This window comes from Shewanella sp. SM20 (assembly GCF_025654545.1).
Lineage (GTDB): Bacteria > Pseudomonadota > Gammaproteobacteria > Enterobacterales > Shewanellaceae > Shewanella > Shewanella oncorhynchi.
Genome location: NZ_JAKKRK010000033.1, coordinates 14,615 through 31,834 on the forward strand (window position 1 = coordinate 14,615; position 17,220 = coordinate 31,834).

The window sequence follows — 17,220 nt, forward strand, 5'->3', positions numbered from 1 at the left end:
TGTATCTCACTGTTAAAGGTCTTTAAAGCGCATGAGCTGGCGTCGTTGCTTTTTATCTGGTTTCTGATCGGGTATCGGGTTATTGAGCATGTGGAGGCGTCGTTGCTCAGCATTAATGGCCCGTTTAGCCAGACTTGTCGCGGTTTCTTCGTACAATTCTTGTGCAATCGCACCACTTTGGCGTAATTGCGATAATTTTTTTATGACGATCTCTTTATCGTCATATCCTTGGCGTATCTTAAGGACGGCGCCTATCTCGGCATTCCTACTAGATTTGGCACGCTGGCCGTTGTAATGTACTTTGCCGCCGTTAATCATTTCTTTGGCGATGGCACGGGTTTTATAAAAACGTGCAGCCCAAAGCCACTTATCGAGTCGAATGTCTGTTTTATCGCTTTGACCTTGAGTCATAGTGTCTCCAGCTAAAAGATCGATGAGTTCACATGCCGAGCAAGAAAATGCGTGAAGAGCATTTCTATTATGTTAAAGGGTGGCGTGCTTCACACCCTTTTATGGCGGGCAAAGTTAGCATAATTGGCCTATTTTCGCCAATTTGAATGCTGTTATGGGCTTGTTGCCAAATGCTGCCTAGGTTAGCATGACACGGTAATCGCCTAATTATTATAATCAGAACAGAGACCTGTATCGAGGGTCCACATAAAATATGGATTTATTAGATAAAGTTATCGCGAAAGCCATTGGCATGCCCCATAAGCCCTTAAGCCGGATAGTCTTCTGGTTGGGTTTTATTGTGATCATGTTGTTAGCCGCGCAAATTACATGGAAATTAGTGCCTACTAGCTCATCACCCAGCGCTTGGTCGCCAACGCCCGTCAACCTGACGGGTAAAGGTGCTGGGCAGGTTGATCTTGCGGGTTTACAGCAGCTTGGTCTCTTTGGTAAGGCAGATGCTAAATCTGAAAAGCCAAAAACTGAGGTTGTTGAGACTGTGACCGACGCGCCTAAGACCACGCTCTCTATTCAGCTCACTGGCGTTGTTGCATCGACAGCGGATCAGAAAGGCTTAGCGATCATTGAGTCAAACGGCAGCCAAGAGACCTACAGCTTAGGCGATAAAATTAAGGGCACTTCGGCATCACTGAAAGAAGTCTATGCCGACCGTATTATCATCACTAACGCTGGCCGTTACGAGACATTAATGCTCGATGGCTTAGTTTACACTAGCCAAAGCCCAGCCAATCAGCAGTTACAACAAGCTAAGACTAATAAGACTGGATCGGCAGTGAGCCGTGTCGATCAACGTAAAAATGCCGAAATCTCCCAAGAACTCGCCGAATCCCGCACCGAATTGTTAGCCGACCCCAGTAAGATCACCGATTATATTGCCATTTCACCTGTCAGACAGGGTGACGCTGTGGCGGGATATCGCTTGAATCCAGGGAAAGACGCCAATTTGTTTAAGCAGGCGGGTTTTAAAGCTAACGATTTAGCCAAATCGATTAATGGATACGACTTGACCGTAATGAGTCAAGCGTTAGAAATGATGAGCCAATTACCCGAGTTAACCGAAGTTTCTATTATGGTTGAGCGGGAAGGACAATTGGTTGAAATCATGTTTAGTTTGCCGCAATAACACGCGTTAGAGGAAAGAAAAAGAATGAATAACAAAAGGATTCGACGCAAGCTGATTGCTGGGGTTGTTGCGGGTGCAGCCATGTTCTCCTCCCAATTCGCTTGGTCTGAACAGTATGCGGCCAACTTTAAAGGCACGGATATTCAAGAATTTATCAATATCGTTGGTAAAAACCTGAATAAGACCATCATAGTTGACCCGACAATTCGCGGCAAAATCAACGTTCGCAGTTATGATCTGTTGAACGATGAACAGTATTACCAGTTTTTCCTCAACGTCTTACAAGTTTACGGTTATGCCATCGTTGAGATGGAAAATAACGTTATTAAAGTCATCAAAGACAAAGATGCCAAAACCGCTGCAATTCGAGTCGCTAACGATAATGACCCCGGCCTTGGTGATGAAATGGTGACGCGTATCGTGGCCTTGTATAACACTGAGGCTAAGCAATTAGCGCCGTTATTACGTCAACTTAATGATAATGCGGGTGGCGGCAACGTAGTGAACTACGACCCCTCCAATGTCTTGATGTTGTCTGGCCGTGCTGCTGTCGTGAACAAGTTAGTCGAAATTATCCGTCGAGTGGATAAGCAAGGCGATACCTCGGTGCAAGTGGTGCCGTTAGAATTTGCCTCCGCGGGTGAAATGGTACGAATTATCGATACCCTTTATCGTGCTACCGCTAACCAATCCCAATTGCCAGGCCAAGCGCCAAAAGTGGTTGCTGACGAACGTATCAATGCCGTAGTCGTGAGCGGTGATGAGAAGAGCCGCCAACGTGTGGTCGAGCTTATCCGTCGTCTCGATGCCGAACAAGCCAGCACAGGTAACACAAAAGTTCGTTATCTACGTTATGCCAAAGCAGAAGATTTAGTTGAAGTGCTGACCGGTTTTGCCCAAAAGTTGGAAGGCGAGAAAGATCCGAGCGCTCAGGCTGCAGGTGGTAAACGCCGTAATGAAATCAATATCATGGCGCATACTGAAACCAACGCCTTAGTGATCAGTGCTGAACCCGATCAGATGCGCACTATCGAGAGCGTGATTAATCAACTCGACATCCGCCGTGCTCAGGTACTCGTAGAAGCCATTATCGTGGAAGTCGCCGAAGGCGATAGCGTCGGCTTTGGGGTCCAATGGGCCGCGAAAGCGGGTGGTGGTACTCAGTTTAATAACTTAGGCCCAACCATAGGTGAAATTGGTGCAGGTGTATGGCAGGCGCAAGATCAAGAAGGGACATTCATCACTAACCCAAATACAGGTGACGTGATTGGCAAAAACCCAGATACTAAAGGTGATGTTACTTTACTTGCTCAAGCCTTAGGTAAAGTGAACGGTATGGCTTGGGGCGTGGCCATGGGCGACTTTGGTGCCTTAATTCAAGCAGTGTCGAGTGACACTAACTCAAACGTACTGGCAACGCCTTCGATTACCACCTTAGATAACCAAGAGGCCTCGTTTATTGTGGGTGACGAAGTGCCTATTCTGACAGGTTCTACCGCCAGCTCGAGCAATAGCAACCCATTCCAAACTGTTGAGCGTAAAGAGGTTGGGGTTAAACTGAAAGTGGTGCCACAGATCAACGAAGGCAGCTCAGTGAAGCTGACGATTGAACAGGAAGTTTCTGGGGTTAACGGTAATACAGGCGTGGATATTTCCTTCGCGACTCGTCGCTTAACCACTACCGTTATGGCGGATTCTGGTCAAATTGTGGTACTCGGTGGTTTGATCAACGAAGAAGTACAAGAAAGTATACAAAAAGTACCGTTCTTGGGTGATATCCCTATTCTAGGACATTTGTTTAAATCTTCTTCGAGTAAAAAAACGAAGAAAAACCTCATGATCTTCATCAAGCCAACGATTATACGTGATGGCATCACGATGGAAGGGATTGCGGGACGTAAATATAATTATTTCAGAGCATTACAGCTTGAACAGCAAGAGCGTGGCGTTAACTTAATGCCTGAGACTAAAGTGCCTGTACTAGATGAATGGAATCAGTCTGAGTATTTACCACCTGAAGTTAACGAGATTTTAGAGCGTTATAAAGAAGGTAAAGGTTTAGAGACCCAGATGCGTAAAACGGATCCAACGCTCAAAACGCTCGATGAAAACAAAAACAAAGATAAAACCAATGAGTGAAATTCAACTATCCCAAGTCGATGACCTTAGCCAAGTCTCTAATGAGCTAGGCCTTGAAGCTGAAGGTGATGAGGTATTTCGTTCGAGCAGTAAAGAGCGTTTACCTTTTGCCTTTGCACACCGCCACGATGTGGTGCTCGCGCTGGGCGAAACGGGCGAGTTAAGCTTGTTCTATACGAGTAAAACACCGTTAACGGCTATGCTCGAAGCGCGGCGTTATTCGGGTGTCGATTTGCCTTTGGTTAAGCTCGAAGTGGCGAAGTTTGAGGCCAAACTCACTCAAGCATATCAGGCGAACTCGTCTGAAGCGCAGCAGTTGATGGAAGACATAGGCAACGAGATGGATTTATTCACCCTTGCCGAAGAGCTGCCGCAGACCGAAGACTTGCTCGAAGGTGATGATGATGCGCCTATCATCAAACTGATTAATGCTTTGTTATCTGAAGCGATTAAAGAAGAAGCGTCAGATATCCATATCGAAACCTACGAGAAACAGCTTGTGGTGCGTTTCCGTATCGATGGTGTACTTAAGGAAGTCCTCAAGCCAAACCGTAAACTGTCGTCGCTGCTAGTGTCGCGGATTAAGGTTATGGCTCGCCTCGATATCGCCGAAAAACGTGTGCCGCAGGATGGCCGTATTTCGCTGCGTATCGCAGGTCGTGCGGTAGATGTGCGGGTATCGACCATGCCATCGAGCCACGGTGAACGTGTTGTACTGCGTCTGCTGGATAAAAATACTGGCAACCTCGATTTAGAACAATTGGGGATGACAGACAGTATTCGCGTTAAGTTTGAAGATCTTATTCGTCGCCCTCACGGGATCATTTTGGTGACTGGCCCAACGGGCTCGGGTAAAAGTACCACTTTGTATGCGGGTTTGACGGAGATCAACTCCAAAGACACCAACATACTCACAGTAGAAGACCCTATCGAATACGAGTTAGACGGTATCGGTCAGACCCAAGTAAACACTAAGGCCGACATGACCTTCGCCCGTGGTCTGCGCGCAATTTTGCGTCAAGATCCCGATGTGGTGATGATAGGTGAGATCCGTGACCTCGAAACTGCGCAAATTGCGGTGCAAGCGTCACTCACTGGCCACATGGTGATTTCAACCCTGCATACCAACACAGCGTCTGGCGCGATTACACGTTTGCAAGACATGGGTGTAGAGCCATTCCTCGTGTCTTCAAGTTTGCTCGGCGTGTTGGCTCAACGTTTGATCCGAACCCTTTGTCCTAAATGTAAAATCGAGCATGTGCCCGATGCGCGTGAGCGTGAGTTACTGGGCATAGCCGCCGATGACGACAGGCGTATTTTCCGTGCCAATGGCTGTAAATCCTGTGGTAACAATGGCTACCGTGGTCGAACCGGTATTCATGAGCTATTACTGGTTGACGATAATGTGCGTGAATTGATCCATGGCGGCCGCGGTGAGTTAGCCATCGAAAAGTATATTCGTCAGTTTGTGCCGAGCATTCGTCACGATGGCATGAGCAAAGTGCTCGCGGGCATCACCACTCTCGAAGAAGTGCTACGTGTGACTCGCGAGGAGTAATTTATGCCAGCATTTGAATATAAGGCACTGGATGCCAAGGGAAAGCAGCTTAAGGGCGTGATTGAGGCGGATACCGCCAGACACGCCCGCAGCCAACTGCGCGATCAGCGCATGATGCCCTTGGAAATACTGCCTGTTACTGAAAAAGAAGCCAAAGCTAAGAGCAGCAGTTTTTCGTTTTTCAAACGTGGTATTTCAGTTGCTGAATTAGCTTTGATCACCCGCCAAATTGCGACCTTAGTGGCCGCGGGTTTACCGATTGAAGAATCCCTTAAAGCCGTTGGTCAGCAGTGCGAGAAAGATCGTCTCGCGAGCATGATTATGGCGGTACGTTCTCGGGTGGTGGAAGGTTATAGTCTGGCCGATTCCTTGGCTGAATTTCCGCATATTTTCGATGATTTATACCGTGCCATGGTGGCCTCGGGTGAAAAATCAGGTCACTTAGAAGTGGTGCTTAATCGTCTGGCGGATTATACCGAGCGACGCCAACAGCTTAAATCTAAGCTGACCCAAGCCATGATTTATCCCGCGGTTTTGACCACAGTGGCGATAGGGGTGATTTCAATCCTGCTAGCAGCGGTTGTGCCTAAAGTGGTCGGACAGTTTGAGCACATGGGCGCTGAGCTTCCCGCCTCGACCCGATTTTTGATCTCGGCCTCTGACTTTGTTCAAAACTATGGTGTGTTTGTGGTCATCGCCTTAGTGCTGCTGTTCGCACTCTTTCGGCGCATGTTAAAGTCACCTGCGTTTCGGATGAAGTACGATAATTTTTTATTGAGCATGCCGGTTGTTGGCCGCGTGAGTAAGGGATTAAATACGGCGCGTTTTGCTCGGACGTTAAGTATCTTATCCGCCAGTTCAGTGCCTTTGCTCGATGGTATGCGTATTGCGAGTGAAGTGTTGCAGAATATGCGAGTGCGCGCCGCAGTTGACGATGCGACCGCACGCGTGCGGGAAGGAACTAGCTTAGGTGCAGCGTTGACTAATACTAAGTTGTTTCCGGCTATGATGTTATACATGATTGCGTCGGGCGAGAAGAGTGGTCAACTTGAGCAGATGTTAGAGCGGGCCGCCGATAACCAAGACAGGGAATTCGAAGGTAACGTCAACATAGCATTGGGTGTATTCGAGCCTATGCTGGTGGTCAGTATGGCGTGTGTTGTGCTCTTTATCGTGATGGCAATTTTGCAGCCAATTTTAGCCTTGAATAACTTGATTAGCGGTTAATTTTTGAATTTATGGATTATGACCAAGTCGATTGGCATAGGATTTTTTAGGAGAAGTAGTCGATGCAAATGAACAAGAAACATCAAGGTTTTACCTTACTCGAAGTGATGGTTGTTATCGTGATTTTAGGGATTTTAGCCTCTATGGTTGTGCCTAACTTGATGGGTAACAAAGATAAGGCTGACCAACAAAAAGCCGTGTCTGACATAGTTGCACTCGAAAATGCCTTAGATATGTATAAGTTAGATAACGGTGTCTATCCATCGACCGAACAAGGCTTAGAAGCATTAGTGCAAAAGCCTACGATTTCGCCTGAGCCACGTAACTACCGTGAAGATGGTTATGTAAAACGTTTGCCAGAAGATCCATGGCGCAATAACTACCTGTTGTTAAGCCCTGGCGAAAACGGCAAGTTAGACATTTTCAGTGCAGGCCCCGATGGTCAACCAGGTACCGAAGATGACATCGGTAACTGGAATTTACAGAATTTCCAATAAGATGCTAAAGCTGCGTCACGCTGGTTTCACCTTAATGGAGGTGATGCTAGTGATTTTGTTGATGGGGCTCACGGCTGCGGCTGTGACTATGTCTATCGGCAATTCTGGGCCGCAACAGGCCTTAGATAGAACGGCGCGGCAGTTTATTGCGGCCACTGAAATGGTGCTTGATGAAACCGTTTTAAGTGGCCAGTTTATTGGTATTGTGATTGAGAAAACCAGTTATCAGTTTGTTTTTTATAAAGAAGGTAAGTGGGAGCCTTTGGATAAAGACAGACTCTTATCTGAAAAGCAAATGGAGCCAGGGGTTGTACTGAACTTAGTGCTCGATGGTTTACCTTTGGTACAAGAGGATGAGAAAGACGATTCTTGGTTCGAAGAACCGCTGATTGAACCCTCTGCCGATGATAAGAAGAAACACCCTGAGCCACAGGTCATGCTATTCCCGAGCGGTGAAATGAGCGCTTTTGAGCTGACGTTTATCGCTAAAACTAACAAAGGCCAGCAGGCCGAAACGTTAGTGGTCGGTGATGCGCTGGGCAGATTAACCATAGGGCGCCCCGATGAAACGCGTTAAGGGCATGACCCTACTCGAAGTGATTGTGGCCCTTGCCGTATTTTCGATTGCGGCCGTGTCTATCACTAAAAGTTTGGGCGAGCAGATGGCAAACATGCCGATTCTGGAATCGCGCACTTTGGCACAGTGGGTGGCTGATAATCAGATGGTCGATGCCAGACTCGATCCACAGTTTCCTGAAATCGGTAAAAAAGAAGGTCAAGTTGAGCTCGCAGGAAAGGATTGGTATTGGCGTAAAGAAGTGGTGAAAACGACGGACGATAATTTTCGTATGATCCGCATAAGTGTGAGTGAAGACGAACGCTATCAGCGTATTGCCGCACAAGTGAGCAGTTATGTCCTTAAAACTAACTAGTGCGCAGCGGGGATTCACCCTGCTGGAAATGCTGATCGCCATCGCGATTTTCGCCATGATAGGTTTGGCTTCTAATGCGGTACTCAGCACAGTGCTGACTAACGATGAAGTGACGCGCGCTTTTTCAACTCGGCTTAAAGCTCTACAACAAGGCTTTGGTGCGATTGAGCGTGATCTCGCGCAAATGGTGGCGCGCACGCCAAGATTACTCGAAGGTGGTCGAGGTTCGACCGTCTTCCAAACAGGCAATGATATTTTAGATTCGGAATCAGAAGCCTTAGTGTTTTACCGTTTAGGCTGGTTAAATCCCGACGGTTTATTACCGCGAGGCAGCTTGCAGTCGGTGGCGTATGTGGTGCATGAAGGGCGGCTGGAACGTTGGTACTTTCCTTATCCTGAGCCTGAGTTTGGCGCCGAGCCGATTAAGACAGTGATTATCGACAAAGTGCTGTCGGTGGAATATTCCTTCTTTATGGAAGACAAGTGGGAGCGCAAAGTCGAGGCGACTAAGTTGCCTAAAGCGATCGCCATGGAGATTGAGATTGAAGGTTTAGGCAAGATCCAACGTAAGTTCTTGTTGCCGCTGGGTGCTGTTGCACCAGAAAAGTCTAAGGATGACGATAATAAAGACGAAAATCCTGACGATACGAACAAAGATAAAGACAAAGATGGTGATGGAGTCGATGATGGCTCGGGGAACGATCCAGGTGACGGTTCTGGTGATGGCGACCCTGAAGATGAGGGCCGCGAATGAGAACCCAATCTCGGTCTAAACAGCGTGGTGTCGCACTGATAGTTGTGCTCTTGATTGTGGCCATGGTGGTGATCATCGCGACAAATATCACTGGCCGTAATCAGTTATCCATGCGTCGAACGTTGAACTTGGCCCAGTACGATCAAGCCTATTGGTACGCGATTTCTGCTGAAGAACTGGCGAAGAAAATTTTAAAACAAGATTTAGACGACTCGGAAGGTCGGGTCCACAGGCAACAATATTGGGCCATGGCCGATGTGGTGTTTCCGGCTGAATACGGTGAAATTGCTGGCAAGATCACAGATATGCGTGCCTGTTTTAACTTAAATGCCTTGTCTGTGACCACGAAAGAGGTGGAAAACAGTCAACCTAAGCTGCCGTTGGCGGCGAAGCAATATAAGGCCTTGTTGGTGAGTTTAGGAATGGACGACTTTAGTGCGGACCGTCTGACCCAGACCTTAAAAGATTATATCGACGAAGACACCACTGCTAGCCCTTATGGTGCCGAAGATGCGGAATACGAAGCGCGAAATGTGCCTTACCGTGCGGCCAATACGCTGATGAATCATCGCAGTGAATTACGGGCAGTGATGGGATACACCCAAGATATCTATTTGAAACTCTTGCCCTATGTATGCGTTATCCCAGGTAATGACAGGCAATTACTGAATGTGAATACCTTGGAAGTCGAGCAAGCGGCACTATTAGCTGGCATGCTCGAAAATCAGATTTCGGTAGGCGAAGCAGAAAGTATCATCAACCAACGCCCCGGTGATGGCTTTGCCAAGATAGATGATTTTTATGAAAGCTCATCCATGGGATCGATCAAGTGGGAAGGTGCCATGAAGTCGAGCTTTGTCATCGATAGCCAATATTTTTTATTGGCCTCGGGGGCGAAGGTTGATAACGCCGTATTTAGAATGGAAAGTGTGCTCAAAAAGAGCGGCGGCAATAAAATGGAAGTGCTCACCCGTCAGTTTGGTGGCCAAAAATAATGGCAGTGCTCACCCGTCAGTTTGGTGGCCAACAATAATGGAAGTGCTCACCCGTCAGGGTTTGATGTTGGTGGCCAAAAATAATGGAAGTGCTCACCCGGCAGGGTTTGATGTTGGTGGACAAAAATAATGGCAGTGCTCACCCGGCAGGGTTTGATGTTGGTGGGCAAAAATAATGGCAGTGCTCACCCGTCAGGGTTTGATGTTGGTGGCCGAAAATAATGGAAGTGCTCACCCGGCAGAATCTGGTGGACAAAAATAATAGCAACGAGCTCAGTCACACTTTCTTGACTGGGACTGGTGGAGAAAAACTGTGAGTGAACGGCTATTTATTCGCTTAGGCAGAACAGCAGAGCAAGCGTGCTCTTGGCTCGTTTGGTCAGAGCAAGAACAGGAAATTATCGCCTCTGGCGAGCTCGCCAATGCCCAAGGTTTGTCGACCTTAACCGAGCGTGCGGGCAATCGTCCCGTCGATGTGTTAGTGCCCGCCGCGGCGATGACGCTCACTAGTGTGCATTTGCCCGAAAAAGGTCAACGCCAAGCCTTGAAAGCCTTGCCTTTTATGCTCGAAGAAGCCTTAGCCGATGATGTCGATGCTATGCATTTTACTGTTGGTCCACGTGATGGTGATGCCTTAAGTGTGGTCGCAGTGGCACATGAGCAAATGCAGACTTGGCTGAGTTGTTTGACCGAAGCGGGTTTAAAAGTGAAGCGCATTGTGCCTGATTGTTTAGCCTTGCCATTGCAAGAGTGCCAATGGGCGGCAATGAATTTTGGCAATGAGCTATTGCTGCGTACCGGATTAGCTTCGGGCCAGAGCTTACCTCTGCCTTGGTTGCCAATTGCGTTAGAACAACTTAAGCCAGTGCAAGGTGAGGTCTCAGTTGCCAGTTATACCGAGATGCAACTCGAGGGGGTCGAGCTTAAGCCGCAGTCACTTGAGCTACCTATGTTAGTGTTAGCCCGCGGTATTTTGCATGCGCCAGTGAATTTACTGAGCGGCGTTTACACGCCGAAGCGTGAATACAGCAAACAGTTGATGATGTGGAAAAGTGCGGCCATCGTTATTGCCATCGCTTGTGTGCTGGCCTTAGTGAATAAAGGGCTGACTATACATCAAGTCAATGGTCAGATTGCCGATCTTAAAGCCCAGAGTGAATCCATTTATCAGCAAGTGATCCCGGGAAATTCGCGCATTGTTAACCTACGTTCGCAGATGGAAAGTCAGTTACGTGCATTGCAGGGACAGGGTAGTGGTGCCGAGTTTTTTGCCATGCTCGATGGTTTACAGGATGCCTTTAAGCAAGTGCCTGAACTTAAACCTAATAGCTTAAGATTCGAAAGCGCTCGTAACGAGATCCGCATGCAAGTGAGTGCGAAAAATTACGCGCAGATCGAGAAGTTTAAAGAGATTGTCGGTCGTCGTTTTCAACTCGATGGCGGCACTATGAATAGCGGTGAAGAGCAAGTCACCAGCACCTTAACCTTGAGGAGCAAATAAGATGGATAATTTGCGGACTTGGTGGCAAGGGCTCGCATCGCGCGAGCAGCAGTTAGTAGGCTTTTGCTCGGTATTTTTAGTCATTGGTATTTTTTATTGGGGTGTTTGGACGCCGATTGCCAATGCTGAAGCCGATGCATTACGTAACCTCAATGCACAGCAACAGACGTTGAACTATGTAAAACAAACGGCGAATAAAATAGCGAGTCTTAAGCAGAACGGTGCTAAGCCAACGACGTCGGGCAGTTTAAGCTCAGTGGTTAACCAAACTGCGGGCAATTATGGGTTAGTGATTACTCGCATGCAGCCCCAAGGCGATAAGATCCAAGTGTGGATGGACGATGTTCCTTTTGATGCCTTGTTAGGTTATTTGAGTGAGTTAGTGCAGAAGAAAGGACTTTCGCTCGAAAGTGTTGATTTGGCTGAGGCCGATGTACCTGGCTATGTCAAAGTGAGACGTATCCAATTAGCGCAATAAATTAAGGTGTAGCTGTGAGTTTGATAAAAAAAGTCATCATAGGCGTACTGATTTATTTAATATTTTTAGTCGTTCTATTCCCCGCTAAGATTGCGATAGCGTTAGCCCCATTGCCCGCGAATATCAGTGTTTCGGGTGTGAGTGGCAGTATTTGGTCTGGCAGCATAGAAACCTTAAGTATGCCGCAGCGCCAGGTAGAGCAAGTGCGTTGGGATCTGAGTCCTTGGGCGCTATTTTTAGGTAAAGTGAAAGTCGATTTTCAAGTGGGCAGCCGCGCAACACCTGTCAGCGCTAAGGGATTAATCTCTTGGTCCATGGGCGGCTTAAGTGCGCAGGGGTTACGTTTCGAAGCGCCGGATAGCTTTTTACTCGGCAATGCAAAACTGCCTTTTAAGACCGAAATCACTGGTGAAGTCAGCCTATTAGTCGAGACGTTAGAGCAAGGTAAACCTTGGTGCGAGCAGCTGTCTGGTAAGCTATTTTTGAATCAAACCAATGTTAAGAATCAGTTTGGTAACTATCCTCTAGGTAATATTGAACTCGGACTGAGTTGTGTCGAAGGCAAAGCGCAATTGGCCACAGATGAAACCAAGAACCAGCTTGGTATTGTTGGTACTTTACAGTTAGATGAAGGCAATATGGTGAAGGTTGAGGCTAAGATTAAAGAAACGGCAGAGCAACCGGAAGATATGCGTGAGTCGCTGAATATTTTAGGTAAGCGTGGTGCGGATGGTTATTTCCCTGTGGTATATCAGGGGCGGATTCCAGGGTTATAGCGCTGTTTTAGATGAGCACTTAAACTTAATGTGAGTGCTCAGATGTGAAGGCCGTAATGCGAGAGTTGCGATTAAATGTCCGATCATAAAACAACGCGATGCATAGAAACGAAGGCACCTTAGGTGCCTTTTTTATAGCCTTTTTATCGCGTTAGATCAGTCAGTAGTGAGTGATAGTCGGTAATTGCGGGAAAATCGTGAAAGACTTTGATTGGTTTTTTACTGTCAGGGTTAGCAATCCCCAATTGATGGCCCACGCCAGCAAGTTTAGCGGCTTTGAGTATGGGTTCGCTATCGTCGATAAAGAGACAGCGACTTGGTTCAAGGTTGAATTGTTTAAACAAGGTCAGCCAGAATTGTGGGTGTTCCTTAGGGTAACCTGTCTCGTGGCTAGAAATCATGTCATCGAGCCCTGCTGCTAGCTCGGTATGTTCAAGCTTTAGAGCAAGACTCTTGGGATGCGCATTGGTCACTAAGATGCGCCGTTTACCTACAGAGGCCAACGCCGCTAAAAATGGCATGCTGTCTTGGCGCAGTTGAATACGATCCACTAAAGTGCGGTGCAAGCCCATAATGTCGAGCTGCAGTTGCTCCTGCCAATAATCGAGACAGTACCAATCGAGCGTGCCTACGACTTTCTCATAGGCGTTCACAACTAATTGCTGCGCTTCGTTGTGGCTCAAACCTTGTTGTCGACTCAATTCCTGCGGTACTAAATTCAGCCAAAAATGATTGTCGAAGTGCAAATCCAATAGGGTGCCATCCATATCGAGCAGAACCGTATCGATAGTCTTCCAGTTAAACATGGGTATTTCCTATTTTTGCAAAACTGAATCACGCTTAGCATTGATTGTTGCACTGCGTAATACTCAGTGATGACGATGATTCGAGTCACTTGTATGCTTAAATCTTTGTGCTAGTCTTGGATGATTAATTATTTTTAGTCTGAAAATTAAGCGGTTGGATATGGATATCTGTTCTTTTGCCCTATTAGCTCAAGTTTCAAACTCCCTTAGTTTACAGCAAGAGTTGAATGCTTTGCTGCAACAAGACTGGTTACCCCATGTTAATCAGCGTGATTATATGGGTGGTTGGGATGTTCTCGTCTTACGCTGTGCAGCAGAGTATCGCGGTGCTCATCCTATCTTGCAAGCCTTCTCAATTTCTACCGGTCAGCACTGGCAAGATTTGCCTCAACTCGAATCGAGCCCTGCGTTATGCCATTTTCTACAATCTTTAGCCTGCCCAGTGAAATCCGTGCGTTTGATGCGCTTACATGCGGGGGCAGAAATCAAACCCCATAGAGATCAAGGACTCTGCCTAGAACAAAGCGAGGCAAGACTGCATTTGCCACTGCAAACGAATGAGCAACTCAACTTTTACGTGGACGATAAACGTGTACCCATGCAGGCCGGAGAGCTTTGGTATATCAATGCCGACCAAGTCCATTGGGTTGAAAATAAAGGGCAGGATGCGCGGATCAATTTAGTGATTGATTGCGAGGTCAACACTTGGTTAAGGGAGTTAATCGATGCTGCAAAGATCAGAGCTTGAATTAGGGCATAGTTTGGATGTAGCTGTATTAACTCAGTTTGCTAATGCGCTACTGCTGTCGACCTCAGCGGGGGAGTCTAAACGGCTCATCGATCCCATGCTGAAGCAGTTGTGCCAAATAGCGGCAGTGGAGTTACACCCCGAGTCTTTTTTGGATACTGAGGCGAGCCATACGCCTTTTGGTAAGGCGGTGTCACTCACTACCGCGGCGCAGTGTGCCGAAGATCCCGAGCGGGGCCGAGTCTTCATACAAGGGATTTATCAAGCAATACAAGATCGTCTAAAGGCTCATCCAGGGCAGACTGTGAACATCCTATATGCGGGGACTGGACCTTTTGCTTGGTTATTATTACCTCTGCTGCCGTTATTTTCTGCGAGTCAAATTCAAGTGACCTTGCTCGACATTCATCAAGCCTCGTTAGATAAAGTCACTAAGCTTATTGAACACTTTGATTTAGCTGATCGTATGGTGGAGAGTGTCTGTGCGGATGCCACGCTTTGGCAGCCAAATACAGTCGTAAAGTTTGATGTGATTCTTTCCGAAACCATGAAGCACTTGTTGCAACAGGAGCCGCAAGTGCAAATTTTTACCCATTTACAGGCGTATCTTGCCGATGATGGTGTGCTCATCCCGCAAAATATTGAGTTAGACGCTTGGCTTGAGTGTCGTACTGTGCAGGATTTTGTGGAGACGCATTATTTAGGACCGTTATTCGCGCTCAACCTACAAACAGCACGCTTGCTTGCCAGTGGAGACCGCAGTTTCTTGGCTGGTACATTACAGCTCCCCGATTTCAGCCCGAGTGTGGTAACGCTTAAGTTCACGACTTCCATTCAAGTCTATGGTAATTCCACGCTGAGCGAAAACCAATCCCAACTCACTCTGCCTCGATATCGACGCGAGCATTGGCTTAAGCCTCTTTCATGCCTTGCTTTTCGATATGAACAGGGGGCTCATCCTGATTTTGTATTTGATATCACTGAGCAAAAACCTGTGCTTGTGTCGAGTGACGATCTGAGCTGCTTAGGCATTTATCATTTGCAGCGGCTTTGGCAAAAGATACAGCTACGCAAACGGGGAGTGCCATTCACTGAACTGGCTAATGAATGGCACTTAGATAAAACCTTGCTGGATCTTTGTGGAATAGGGCTAGAGCCGGGTCTAAGAGCTTTATATCAAAACGATCATCAGTTAGCTTTTGTCGCTTACATTCAGCAAATAGCCAAGCTGACAGCCGCGGATATTGCTGGGATTAATCAGCAATTAGGCGCTATTTTCCATGGATTAATGCCATCGGTCACAGTACCAGAAGTCGAAGACTTCAATTCTGCAGAGGTTGAAGACTCAAATCCGGCGGCAGTCCTCAGCGAGTCACAACTCAATTTTTGGCAAAGTGAAGGCTACTTAGTGATCCCGCAAGTACTCACGGCAGAGCAATGCGCCGCAACACGAGATTTTATTTGGCAGCAGTTAGGAGCCAATGAACAAGATCCCACCACTTGGTATCAACCTCATGAGTTTATGCAGAAAATCATGCTGCAACTGTTTCGCCATCCGCAACTGGATGCGAATCGACAAGTCCCCAAAATCCGTCAAGTGTTTGAACAATTGTGGCAGCGAACTGATTTAGTTATGACAACCGATAGAGTCAGTTTTAATCCACCTGAAACGCCAACTTGGCATTTCCCCGGTCCGGATATGCACTGGGATATGCCGCTACAGCTACCCGTTAAGTTTGCGACTCAAGGGTTAATTTATTTAACCGATACCAGTGCCGAACAAGGCGCATTCTGTTGTGTCCCCGGATTTCATCTCAAGATAGAGGAGTGGCTTCTCGAACAGAACAAGCCTGATATTGAGCTTCAGCAACAGGATTGGCATCGCTGGCAAGTAAAACCTATAGCGGCTAAAGCGGGCGATTTAATCATTTGGCACCATGCCTTGCCCCACGGCGCCAGTCCTAATCGTGGGACGTTACCGCGTATGGTGCAATACATTAACTTTTACCCTATGGCTTCCTAATGGTTGATTTTAAAGAACAACAGCAACGCTATTGGTTGTTAGTTCATAATCCAGCCGCCCTGAGGGAGCTTGGCAAGGTTATGACTCTCACCAACTTTTGCCAATATTTGCGGCTTTTTTGGTACTTACCAGACTGTGGCGATGATACGTTACTGGCCATCTTGCATACTGGTAATCGACAAAGGATAGAGCCGGATTATTCACTCTTCTGCCAGTTTTGGGCGCCAGCAGACTATGACCCTAAACGCAGAGTATTAGAGTGGATGTCCGCCGCAGAAAAACCGATTCATCCTTTCTACTCGGAGCATATTTCTGCCGTGCGGGGTCAGTTATTGTCCGCCTTGATCAAACCCCAAACTGCTCTGTTACCTGCGCCAAATCTTTCTGGGCTAGTAGAACAAGTGCAGCCTGCCGGATTTATATTTCACCTCTCTCGCTGTGGATCTACCTTAGTGTCGCGCAGTTTTGCGGGGTTATCTAAATGCAGGGCGTTATCTGAATCGCCTTTGCTGACTCAAGTGCTATTGGATAGGAACCTATCAGACACTGAAAGACGCGCAGCTTTAATATTTTGCATTAATACCCAAGGTCAGTTGTTTCATCCTGAACAGCATTTGTTGATTAAATGGAATGCGTGGGATTTGCAGTTTTGGCCATTGATCCTATCACTTTATCCTCAAGTTCCCGTGTTATTGCTACTTAGGGACCCCGTCGAGATCTTAGCCTCACAGCAAAAGTCTGCTGGATATCATATGGTGCGACAACCGTCTCGACCTTTATTCCGTGAATTATCAGTACCAGAGGAGGGGGAGTCGATACTGGATTATCAATGTAAGGTATTGCGCTTGTTATTGGGTTATGGGTTAGAGATGAGTCAGCGTAACCAAGTGATGGTCGTGGATTATCAGGAGTTGTTACCCGCGATAGCGAATAAAATCGCAAACTGGTTTTCGTTGGCTCTCTCTAAAGAAGAGTGCAGCCAAGTCGAACAATGTCAGTTAATACACTCTAAAACAGCCACGCAGCCCTTTGTAGCAGATTCACAATCTAAACAAAGTTTTTTTTCGGCTAAGCAAAAAGAACAGATCCACCGTTATTGTAACTGGTCTAATCTTCACCTTTTTGAAACTAAAGGTTAACATAAATCTTGTATTTTTGTGTGATGTGAACTAGCTTTAGCCAACTATCTATA

Annotated in this window: 17 protein-coding genes; 15 read left to right on the plus strand and 2 right to left on the minus strand. The window is 47.1% G+C overall.

All coding sequences use genetic code 11. The features are described from left to right. Nucleotides 1-12 precede the first annotated feature (12 nt). Nucleotides 13-411: a ribosome-associated heat shock protein Hsp15 gene (gene hslR, locus L5M18_RS14420; RefSeq protein WP_011848177.1), complete on the minus strand. Its 399-nt coding sequence runs from the start codon at nucleotides 409-411 to the stop codon at nucleotides 13-15. A gap of 253 nt (nucleotides 412-664) precedes the next feature. On the opposite strand from hslR, the gene gspC reads away from it, so the two are divergent. The 12 genes from gspC to L5M18_RS14480 all read left to right on the plus strand — a co-directional run bounded on the left by gspC (nucleotide 665) and on the right by L5M18_RS14480 (nucleotide 12,451). Continuing rightward, complete coding sequence (gene gspC / locus L5M18_RS14425) at nucleotides 665-1,594, plus strand: type II secretion system protein GspC (RefSeq protein ID WP_131525237.1); 930 nt, start codon at nucleotides 665-667, stop codon at nucleotides 1,592-1,594. A gap of 24 nt (nucleotides 1,595-1,618) precedes the next feature. Then, nucleotides 1,619-3,733 (plus strand): type II secretion system secretin GspD, encoded by a 2,115-nt coding sequence (gene gspD / locus L5M18_RS14430; protein ID WP_113941578.1) that lies wholly within the window; start codon nucleotides 1,619-1,621, stop codon nucleotides 3,731-3,733. Further along, nucleotides 3,726-5,291, plus strand: a complete 1,566-nt coding sequence (gene gspE / locus L5M18_RS14435; RefSeq protein ID WP_105250994.1) for a type II secretion system ATPase GspE — start codon at nucleotides 3,726-3,728, stop codon at nucleotides 5,289-5,291. The genes gspD and gspE overlap by 8 nt, the downstream gene beginning before the upstream one ends. 3 nt (nucleotides 5,292-5,294) lie before the next feature. Next, nucleotides 5,295-6,518 carry a type II secretion system inner membrane protein GspF gene (gene gspF, locus L5M18_RS14440; RefSeq protein WP_105250995.1) on the plus strand — a complete coding sequence of 408 codons (1,224 nt, stop codon included), beginning with the start codon at nucleotides 5,295-5,297 and terminating at the stop codon, nucleotides 6,516-6,518. Nucleotides 6,519-6,580: 62 nt separating this feature from the next. Next, the gene (gspG, locus tag L5M18_RS14445; protein ID WP_105250996.1) at nucleotides 6,581-7,015 is read left to right on the plus strand and encodes a type II secretion system major pseudopilin GspG; all 435 of its coding nucleotides are present in this window, start codon (nucleotides 6,581-6,583) and stop codon (nucleotides 7,013-7,015) included. A gap of 1 nt (nucleotide 7,016) precedes the next feature. After that, complete coding sequence (gspH, locus tag L5M18_RS14450) at nucleotides 7,017-7,592, plus strand: type II secretion system minor pseudopilin GspH (RefSeq protein WP_113941577.1); 576 nt, start codon at nucleotides 7,017-7,019, stop codon at nucleotides 7,590-7,592. Further along, on the plus strand, nucleotides 7,579-7,947 hold the full coding sequence (gspI, locus tag L5M18_RS14455) for a type II secretion system minor pseudopilin GspI (RefSeq protein ID WP_105250998.1): 369 nt from the start codon (nucleotides 7,579-7,581) through the stop codon (nucleotides 7,945-7,947). Before gspH ends, gspI begins: the two co-directional genes overlap by 14 nt. Further along, nucleotides 7,928-8,701 (plus strand): type II secretion system minor pseudopilin GspJ, encoded by a 774-nt coding sequence (gene gspJ / locus L5M18_RS14460; RefSeq protein ID WP_263170018.1) that lies wholly within the window; start codon nucleotides 7,928-7,930, stop codon nucleotides 8,699-8,701. Before gspI ends, gspJ begins: the two co-directional genes overlap by 20 nt. After that, nucleotides 8,698-9,696: a type II secretion system minor pseudopilin GspK gene (gene gspK, locus L5M18_RS14465; RefSeq protein ID WP_105251000.1), complete on the plus strand. Its 999-nt coding sequence runs from the start codon at nucleotides 8,698-8,700 to the stop codon at nucleotides 9,694-9,696. Before gspJ ends, gspK begins: the two co-directional genes overlap by 4 nt. A gap of 313 nt (nucleotides 9,697-10,009) precedes the next feature. Further along, nucleotides 10,010-11,197, plus strand: coding sequence for a type II secretion system protein GspL (gene gspL, locus L5M18_RS14470; RefSeq protein WP_173242587.1), 1,188 nt, complete (start codon nucleotides 10,010-10,012; stop codon nucleotides 11,195-11,197). Between the two features lies 1 nt (nucleotide 11,198). Continuing rightward, nucleotides 11,199-11,675 (plus strand): type II secretion system protein M, encoded by a 477-nt coding sequence (locus L5M18_RS14475; protein ID WP_105251002.1) that lies wholly within the window; start codon nucleotides 11,199-11,201, stop codon nucleotides 11,673-11,675. A gap of 14 nt (nucleotides 11,676-11,689) precedes the next feature. After that, complete coding sequence (locus L5M18_RS14480) at nucleotides 11,690-12,451, plus strand: type II secretion system protein N (protein ID WP_113941574.1); 762 nt, start codon at nucleotides 11,690-11,692, stop codon at nucleotides 12,449-12,451. A 143-nt stretch (nucleotides 12,452-12,594) separates the two neighbouring features. Here L5M18_RS14480 and yrfG read toward each other — a convergent pair whose 3' ends face one another. Continuing rightward, the gene (gene yrfG, locus L5M18_RS14485) at nucleotides 12,595-13,257 is read right to left on the minus strand and encodes a GMP/IMP nucleotidase (protein ID WP_113941573.1); all 663 of its coding nucleotides are present in this window, start codon (nucleotides 13,255-13,257) and stop codon (nucleotides 12,595-12,597) included. Nucleotides 13,258-13,417: 160 nt separating this feature from the next. On the opposite strand from yrfG, the gene L5M18_RS14490 reads away from it, so the two are divergent. The 3 genes from L5M18_RS14490 to L5M18_RS14500 are packed head-to-tail and all read left to right on the plus strand — an operon-like array spanning nucleotide 13,418 to nucleotide 17,167. Beyond that, nucleotides 13,418-14,005: an aspartyl/asparaginyl beta-hydroxylase domain-containing protein gene (locus L5M18_RS14490; protein ID WP_263197480.1), complete on the plus strand. Its 588-nt coding sequence runs from the start codon at nucleotides 13,418-13,420 to the stop codon at nucleotides 14,003-14,005. Next, nucleotides 13,983-16,028, plus strand: a complete 2,046-nt coding sequence (locus tag L5M18_RS14495; protein ID WP_263197483.1) for a phytanoyl-CoA dioxygenase family protein — start codon at nucleotides 13,983-13,985, stop codon at nucleotides 16,026-16,028. The genes L5M18_RS14490 and L5M18_RS14495 overlap by 23 nt, the downstream gene beginning before the upstream one ends. Next, the gene (locus L5M18_RS14500; protein ID WP_263175860.1) at nucleotides 16,028-17,167 is read left to right on the plus strand and encodes a sulfotransferase family protein; all 1,140 of its coding nucleotides are present in this window, start codon (nucleotides 16,028-16,030) and stop codon (nucleotides 17,165-17,167) included. The genes L5M18_RS14495 and L5M18_RS14500 overlap by 1 nt, the downstream gene beginning before the upstream one ends. Nucleotides 17,168-17,220: the final 53 nt, after the last annotated feature.

Excerpts from the sequence above, each read along its gene's own strand:
- hslR (WP_011848177.1), bottom strand. The coding sequence starts at position 411 with ATGACTCAAGGTCAAAGCGATAAAACAGACATTCGACTCGATAAGTGG.
- gspC (WP_131525237.1), top strand. The coding sequence starts at position 665 with ATGGATTTATTAGATAAAGTTATCGCGAAAGCCATTGGCATGCCCCAT.
- gspD (WP_113941578.1), top strand. The coding sequence starts at position 1,619 with ATGAATAACAAAAGGATTCGACGCAAGCTGATTGCTGGGGTTGTTGCG.
- gspE (WP_105250994.1), top strand. The coding sequence starts at position 3,726 with ATGAGTGAAATTCAACTATCCCAAGTCGATGACCTTAGCCAAGTCTCT.
- gspF (WP_105250995.1), top strand. The coding sequence starts at position 5,295 with ATGCCAGCATTTGAATATAAGGCACTGGATGCCAAGGGAAAGCAGCTT.
- gspG (WP_105250996.1), top strand. The coding sequence starts at position 6,581 with ATGCAAATGAACAAGAAACATCAAGGTTTTACCTTACTCGAAGTGATG.
- gspH (WP_113941577.1), top strand. The coding sequence starts at position 7,017 with ATGCTAAAGCTGCGTCACGCTGGTTTCACCTTAATGGAGGTGATGCTA.
- gspI (WP_105250998.1), top strand. The coding sequence starts at position 7,579 with ATGAAACGCGTTAAGGGCATGACCCTACTCGAAGTGATTGTGGCCCTT.
- gspJ (WP_263170018.1), top strand. The coding sequence starts at position 7,928 with ATGTCCTTAAAACTAACTAGTGCGCAGCGGGGATTCACCCTGCTGGAA.
- gspK (WP_105251000.1), top strand. The coding sequence starts at position 8,698 with ATGAGAACCCAATCTCGGTCTAAACAGCGTGGTGTCGCACTGATAGTT.
- L5M18_RS14475 (WP_105251002.1), top strand. The coding sequence starts at position 11,199 with ATGGATAATTTGCGGACTTGGTGGCAAGGGCTCGCATCGCGCGAGCAG.
- yrfG (WP_113941573.1), bottom strand. The coding sequence starts at position 13,257 with ATGTTTAACTGGAAGACTATCGATACGGTTCTGCTCGATATGGATGGC.
- L5M18_RS14490 (WP_263197480.1), top strand. The coding sequence starts at position 13,418 with ATGGATATCTGTTCTTTTGCCCTATTAGCTCAAGTTTCAAACTCCCTT.
- L5M18_RS14495 (WP_263197483.1), top strand. The coding sequence starts at position 13,983 with ATGCTGCAAAGATCAGAGCTTGAATTAGGGCATAGTTTGGATGTAGCT.
- L5M18_RS14500 (WP_263175860.1), top strand. The coding sequence starts at position 16,028 with ATGGTTGATTTTAAAGAACAACAGCAACGCTATTGGTTGTTAGTTCAT.